Source organism: Paenibacillus terrae, from assembly GCF_000943545.1.
GTDB lineage: Bacteria > Bacillota > Bacilli > Paenibacillales > Paenibacillaceae > Paenibacillus > Paenibacillus terrae_A.
In genome coordinates, this window is the sequence record NZ_JTHP01000067.1 from 24614 (window position 1) to 30956 (window position 6343).

Below are 6343 nucleotides of genomic sequence, written 5' to 3' on the forward strand. Positions count from 1 at the left end.
TTTATAAAGGAGGAACATAAATGTGGGTATATGAGAAAAAGCTGCAATATCCTGTACGTGTCAGCAAATGTGATCCTCACATGGCTAAATTGCTTATGGAGCAGTATGGCGGGGCGGATGGCGAACTGGCGGCAGCTTTGCGGTATCTGAATCAGCGGTATACGATTCCGGATAAGGTTATCGGCGTACTTAATGATATAGGTACGGAAGAATTTGCGCACCTCGAAATGATTGCGACTATGATTTACAAGCTGACCAAGGATGCGAGTGTAGAGCAAATGAAGGCAGCCGGGCTGGGGGAATATTATGCGGCGCATGATCATGCGCTGTATTACCAAAGCGCGGGCGGAGTTCCTTTTACAGCGACCTATTTTCAAGCCAAGGGTGATCCAATCGCGGATTTGTATGAGGATATTGCGGCAGAGGAAAAGGCGAGAGCTACATATCAGTGGCTGATTGATTTGACAGATGATGTGGATTTGCAGGATAGTCTAAAGTTTCTGCGTGAACGCGAAATAATCCACTCGCTCCGTTTCCACGAGTCTGTGGAAATTTTGAAGGGGGAACGAGACCGGAAGAAAGTATTTTGAGGGAATGGGAAATGGATACCCTAAGTACATTTTCCGTTAGAACAGTTTCACGGCGTGTGTATCACTGTAATCCAACGTACGGAAGGGGACGAGGATAAGCTTATTGTAAAATGAAAGGCGCTCCAGTTGGAAGCGCCTTTCGCAGCGTCTATACAGATGAGCAAGCATGGTTATAGGTAACTCATTCGAGAGATGATGAACTGGCAGCAGATGATGGCGCATCTTAATTAAGTCGAATGATGGTCAATGATGCGCCTGTCGCGCCGCCTCCGACCAATGTGGCAGCACCTACGGCCCCGAAAAATTGCACGCTGATGGTTGTTGCGGCTGCTACGTTCACGATAACAGTATTGTTATAAGAGGACAGCGAGATCACGGGAGACAGGACGGACCCTGGAGCCTGCACGCCGTTAATGAGCAAACGGCTGCTCAACAGAAGACCAACCGTCGTGTTTAACTCATAGTTGATGTAATAGGTTCCGGCGTTCGCCAGAGTCAATACATCATTAGTACCGTTGATGGTAACGCCTCCGCTCAGCGTCTGAGGCGGACCGGGGAAGGTCACGTTCGTTCCACCAAGCAATACGGTTATTAGGCCACCAGTTGTATTCGCCACAAAAGCATTCGTAGCGGTGATATTGATACCTGTGGCTCCGGTTACGCCTGTGGCTCCAGCAACACCAGTAGCTCCCGTCACCCCTGTACCTGTGGCTCCCGTCACTCCTATAGATCCAGTCCCTCCGGCCGGTCCTACCGGTCCTACTGCCCCCGCCGCACCCGCAGGGCCTGTGGCCCCGACCAGACCTGTGGCTCCGGTGGCTCCGGCTAAGCCAGCAACTCCGGTAGCCCCTGTAGCTCCAACTGCTCCAGTTGCACCCGCAGTTCCTGCAGCACCCGTCGCCCCGGTGGCACCTGCGGCTCCTGTCGCGCCCGTGGCCCCTGTCGGTCCGATCGGACCGCCCGCAGGCCCAGTGGGACCGGTCGATCCGGTGGGACCGGCCAGTGTGGGGGCGGCCAGCACATTTTCGAGCTTTGCTTGCAGCAGCAGCTCTTTTTTCACGGTGGTGTCCAGCACACTTTTGACACTTTGGTCCACGGCAAGAACGTCAGCAATGGTAGCCGTTCCTCTAGTCAGCCCAGGTATCGTGCCGAGCACATATTGAATTTTTTCACCCTCGGCATTGATGATGTGACTAAGTCCCAATTCCTCAAAGGCAATGGATGACAGCAACAGATTAATCGCGTCATCCCGTGTTAGGTTAATCGTGGGTGTTACATTGGGGATATTAGGAAAAGACATGTGAATCCTCCTTACTAATATAAATTTGGTGTTCCTCATACGTGGTGACTCATCGAAAATGTATGGAATGCGGAAGCAGAGGGGACAGCCATACTTTTCCGAAGGTAGGCTGTCTTTTTGGAGTGACAGACATTTGTTGCTGTACATAGGTGTCGAAGCCAGCGAGATTGCCTGAATAAATGTTGTAAACGGATTTCAATTGCTCGATCGCTTGGGGTAAATGATTCATTTGACCCGGTGGTAACGTGGAGGCCGCATGGCCTGAATCCCACTGGAACTTTAATAATTGCAGCCAGCCCAGACTGCCGGCTCTCCTCTCTTGTTGAACCTCCGAAGGAAACTGTGAGCTTTCCGAAGAAGGGGAGGAGTTGATCTGCTTTTTGAGCCAATGCATCAGGTGCTGCCCATGCTCCAAAAGGTGAAGGGAGCGTTCAATCTGATGGTACAGTCTCAGGGACTCCTGATGTTCATCTTTGTACAGGCGGGTGGAAGGGTCGACGGACAGGAGAAATTGCAAGCGGATGATTTGTTCGAATAAGAGGGATGCAGCCGTCTCCAGGGCATCTATGGAAATAGAAATTTCAGACAGGACACTTCTGTATTCCCGCCGGAGTCGGATGTCATCATGCAAAGTGGATATAAGGGTGTTCCAATGATTTCCGACTTCCATTTGGATCAGGAGCGATATCTCCAATTGCTGGAGGGTAGAATGATTCAATTGCAGCCACAAGGGAGAGGAGATGTTTTCGTTTGTTTTGTCCGACAAAAAGGAGACCATTCGGCTTTGGGATTTGGCTAATGTGGCTAAACCTGTGTTGAGATGGGCTGCAGCTCGGAAAAGCTGGAGGGCGTAAGGTTCATCTGGCGGATGGCTGCTAAACCCTTTATTCTTCATCGCATTCATCAGGGTCTCCGCAGCGTTCCCAATCGTCTTTTTTGCGGCATGGATTGTGATCACCACCCTTTTTCGGGCAAGACCGACCTTTGTGATCAGGATCAGGGTAGCAGTTAGACCTGCTTTCTCCATCGAGTAGTAATACGTCCTCCAGTTTGTGCTGGAGCAAAATCTGGTTATTCACCACCCCTCGCAATACTCGTTCTACACTTCGATTCAACTGCAGGATATCTTGCAGGCAAACGTCCTCGTCGTTTACAAAACGTTGTATTTTTTCACCTTCGGCATGAAGTATGTTGGACAGGCCCATTTCCTCCATGGCAATGGATGCGAGTATCATATGAATAACTTCTTTTCTCGTGAGAGAGATGAGGGGATTGATGTCGGGAATACCGGGCATAGACAAGTTCAATCTCTCCCTTCACTCCGAATTTGCATCATGGCTATGGTCAGCTGCATGGAATGCCATACCCGGTCCCCGTCTTCCTCATCCCTGTTGTAGCTGTGAGAAATACTGTTCATTATATAAAACGCTGGGATGAGTAGGATGATGCAGCTGGGACATACGGTGATGCAATTTTGCTTTATCAATGTCACCAATCCGGTCATAACACAGGCATAATTGCAAGTGCGGGAGCCAGGTGTAATAGGACGAATTGGTTAGGGCCATCGCATCTTGTGGTGGTTCGATCAGTGTAGCCTGACGGAACCAGTAAATGGCTTGAGCATACTGTTCCGCTTCAATCAACAAATTGCCAAAGGCACAGCAGAACTGTGCGCGTGGTGTATCAAGATTAAGCGTGCGAAGCAGAGCCATACGTTGCTCCTGTTTTTGACCTTGGCGGCCGTAACAATCCGCAAGCTTAAAGCAAGCAGCAATCCGGTCCTCCATCCATCCCTGATTCAGACTTAAATAGTGTTCGTACTGCTGTATGGCTTCTACCGTCCGTCCGTTGTCATACAGTTCATTGCCAAAATAGTAGTGATCTCGTTCAGAAAATACGGTGCCCTGCTCCCGGTGCTTGAGGTATATGTGCAAATTTCGGTCGGTGTAAGCACGTGTCTTTTTATGAGTCACTGCCATATTGCTGTGAAAGGTGCTTCCGGTCACATGCAGGAATTCGTGCACAAAGCCGATCCATCTGAAATTACGATCTCGGCGCACAATCCGGTTTCTTTTGAGCTTATGCAGCGGCTGCCCTTGTTCATCTACGGACAGCACGTAATCCATCGTAATGCTGTCATACGAGAGGGTGGCTTGCTTTTTCCAGTCGAGAAATACCAGTCGGTCTTGCTCTTCCAGGATGTCGTCGGCATCCAGCCAAAATTGATAGTCCTGTGTTGCCTGATCAAATGCATAGTTACGGGCTGCGGAAAAATCATCGCACCATTCAAAATCGTATATCCAGGCATTGAACGATGCGGCTACCTCTTGGGTGCGGTCGGTAGAGCCGGTATCGACGATAATGATTTCATCCACCAGATCATGAACTGATTTGAGGCAGGTGTGAAGTGCTTCTTCTTCATTTTTGACAATCATGCATAAGCTGACGGTAACCATGCTCTTTGTCCCTCCCAAAAAACTTGGTATGATCTCCATTTTATTAGGATGGCTTGCTCATTATGTAGCAATTTAGGTTGAACGAGTGAAGGTATGGAGATGATCATAAATTGGGTAGCGCTCTAATAGATTAGAAAATCAAAGTCTGATGCAAGGGGGGAAGGCATGAGCCGGCCGTTCATTTCACTGTGCATGATTGTAAAAAATGAGGCGGAACGGATCGCAGCTTGCTTGCAAAGCGCCAGGGATGTTGTGGATGAGATTATTATTACGGATACAGGGTCTACGGATAGGACAATGGACATTTGTCGTTCCATGGGGGCCGCCGTTTATTCGTACGAATGGGATGACAGCTTTGCGAATGCACGCAATGCGGGAATAGCCCGCGCGACAGGACAATGGATTTTATGGCTGGATGGAGATGAAGAACTGGATCACAATGAGAGTGTGCAGCTGCGCGAGTTTGTAAAGACGATCCGTGCAGACACGGCTGCTTTGAAGGTACTGAATGAGATGGATGGTTTTGTGTATAGCTGCTCGCAAATTCGTTTGTTCCGTAATGACATCGGGTATCAGTTTGTGCGTGATATTCATGAAAGACTGCAACCTTCGGCGGGAAAACAGGACGCCCTAGAAGCTCCGCTGCTACCCGTGACTGTACACCATTATGGATATACAGAGAAGGTCGTAGAGGTGAAGGAAAAGTCAAAGCGGAATATCCGGCTGCTGGAACAGGAAAAGGCACAGGAAGGATATGACCCGTGGTGTGACTACCATTTGGCAAGTGAATACAGCCGTTTGCAGCAATGGGAGCGGGCTTTTGAACTGAATAATTTGGCGATTACCGGTTTTCTGGAACAGGGAAAGCTGCCACCCGCGCTTGTTTACAAGCTAAAATACGATACCTTAATTCGTCACGGCAGCCTGAAGGGGATATGGCCGGGAATTGACAAGGTACTGCAATTGTACCCGGATTATGTAGATTTGTATTTTTATAAAGCGTTGTATCTGTTGGATCAGGGGTTATTGCTGGAGGCTTATTATGAGTTCGAAAAATGTACTCGCATGGGTGATAATTCATGGAAATATGTGACTTTGCGAGGAGTCGGCAGCAGCTATGCATTGTACTACATGTCCATCTGTTTGGCAAAAATGGGGCGGCCTGTGGAAGCACAGGCCACCTTGGAGGCTGCTGAAAAAGGAGGGGCGTTATCGGATCAGGTGTTGACCACCCAGGCTTGAAAAAGAGAGCTAGGCGGAAATGTATTCGATGACGATCATTGAGCTGGTCCCTCCTGCCAGTGATAAGGTCAACCCGGATACGAGAAATTGTAAATTTCCGGGTACCGTAACCCGAAATAGCAGAGATGCGACGATTTCGCCACCTGCTAGAACCGCCGGGAAAGAGTAGCTTCCCGGGCTGGGAGTAGCTGTTCCGGTGAATGAGGGAGTGATGGTAGACAGCAGGGTCAGGGTCGCTGTGCTGAGCACCAGACTTACTTTGTAAAGACCTGCCTGGGTCAGGCCAAAAGTAGTGTTGTTGACGACAGTGATAAACGTTCCCGTAGAAGCACCCGCTATAGCAAAGGTGATAGCGCCTCCCAGCAGGATGGTATTAGGTCCCGTATTGGTACGGCTTAGTGCGCTGGCTAAACCCCCAGAGGCCCCGGTGGGTCCGGTAGGCCCTGTGACTCCAGTGTCACCTGTAGCCCCAGTGGGCCCAGTGACTCCAGATGTGCCCGTGGCTCCGGTAGGCCCGTTAGCGCCCGCGGTACCCGTAGCCCCGGTGGGCCCGGTAGCCCCTGCGATGCCTGTGGCCCCGGTAGGCCCAGTAGCGCCCGCGGTGCCTGTGGCCCCGGTAGGTCCTGTAGCCCCGGCGATGCCCGTAGCTCCGGTGGCCCCGGTAGCGCCCGCGGTGCCTGTGGCCCCGGTAGGCCCCGTCGCGCCCGCGGTGCCTGTGGCCCCCGTGGCCCCGGTAGCGCCCGCGATGCCTGTGG

7 protein-coding genes are annotated in these 6343 nt (G+C 50.8%); 2 read left to right on the plus strand and 5 right to left on the minus strand.

Annotation, left to right across the window (positions count from 1 at the left end; genetic code table 11):
• Window positions 1–20 precede the first annotated feature (20 nt).
• Complete coding sequence (locus tag QD47_RS24510; RefSeq protein ID WP_013309567.1) at window positions 21–590, plus strand: manganese catalase family protein; 570 nt, start codon at window positions 21–23, stop codon at window positions 588–590.
• Between the two features lie 223 nt (window positions 591–813).
• Here the strand turns inward: QD47_RS24510 and QD47_RS30215 are convergent, their stop codons facing one another.
• The 4 genes from QD47_RS30215 to QD47_RS24535 form a co-directional block, all read right to left on the minus strand.
• Window positions 814–1890 (minus strand): BclA C-terminal domain-containing protein, encoded by a 1077-nt coding sequence (locus QD47_RS30215; RefSeq protein WP_052646908.1) that lies wholly within the window; start codon window positions 1888–1890, stop codon window positions 814–816.
• Window positions 1891–1939: 49 nt separating this feature from the next.
• A complete protein-coding gene (locus QD47_RS24525; RefSeq protein ID WP_044648568.1) occupies window positions 1940–2794 on the minus strand; it encodes a hypothetical protein in 855 nt (284 codons plus the stop codon).
• Window positions 2775–3191: a hypothetical protein gene (locus tag QD47_RS24530; protein WP_044648569.1), complete on the minus strand. Its 417-nt coding sequence runs from the start codon at window positions 3189–3191 to the stop codon at window positions 2775–2777. Before QD47_RS24530 ends, QD47_RS24525 begins: the two co-directional genes overlap by 20 nt.
• An 81-nt stretch (window positions 3192–3272) precedes the next feature.
• Window positions 3273–4346, minus strand: a complete 1074-nt coding sequence (locus QD47_RS24535) for a glycosyltransferase (protein ID WP_044648570.1) — start codon at window positions 4344–4346, stop codon at window positions 3273–3275.
• A 165-nt stretch (window positions 4347–4511) separates the two neighbouring features.
• On the opposite strand from QD47_RS24535, the gene QD47_RS24540 reads away from it, so the two are divergent.
• Window positions 4512–5588 carry a glycosyltransferase family 2 protein gene (locus tag QD47_RS24540; protein WP_044648571.1) on the plus strand — a complete coding sequence of 359 codons (1077 nt, stop codon included), beginning with the start codon at window positions 4512–4514 and terminating at the stop codon, window positions 5586–5588.
• 9 nt (window positions 5589–5597) lie between these two features.
• Here QD47_RS24540 and QD47_RS24545 read toward each other — a convergent pair.
• Window positions 5598–6343 (minus strand): collagen-like triple helix repeat-containing protein (locus QD47_RS24545; protein WP_044648572.1); only part of this gene is annotated, 746 nt, incomplete at its 5' end.

Excerpts from the sequence above, each read along its gene's own strand:
- QD47_RS30215 (WP_052646908.1), bottom strand. The coding sequence starts at position 1,890 with ATGTCTTTTCCTAATATCCCCAATGTAACACCCACGATTAACCTAACA.
- QD47_RS24535 (WP_044648570.1), bottom strand. The coding sequence starts at position 4,346 with ATGGTTACCGTCAGCTTATGCATGATTGTCAAAAATGAAGAAGAAGCA.
- QD47_RS24510 (WP_013309567.1), top strand. The coding sequence starts at position 21 with ATGTGGGTATATGAGAAAAAGCTGCAATATCCTGTACGTGTCAGCAAA.
- QD47_RS24525 (WP_044648568.1), bottom strand. The coding sequence starts at position 2,794 with ATGAATGCGATGAAGAATAAAGGGTTTAGCAGCCATCCGCCAGATGAA.
- QD47_RS24540 (WP_044648571.1), top strand. The coding sequence starts at position 4,512 with ATGAGCCGGCCGTTCATTTCACTGTGCATGATTGTAAAAAATGAGGCG.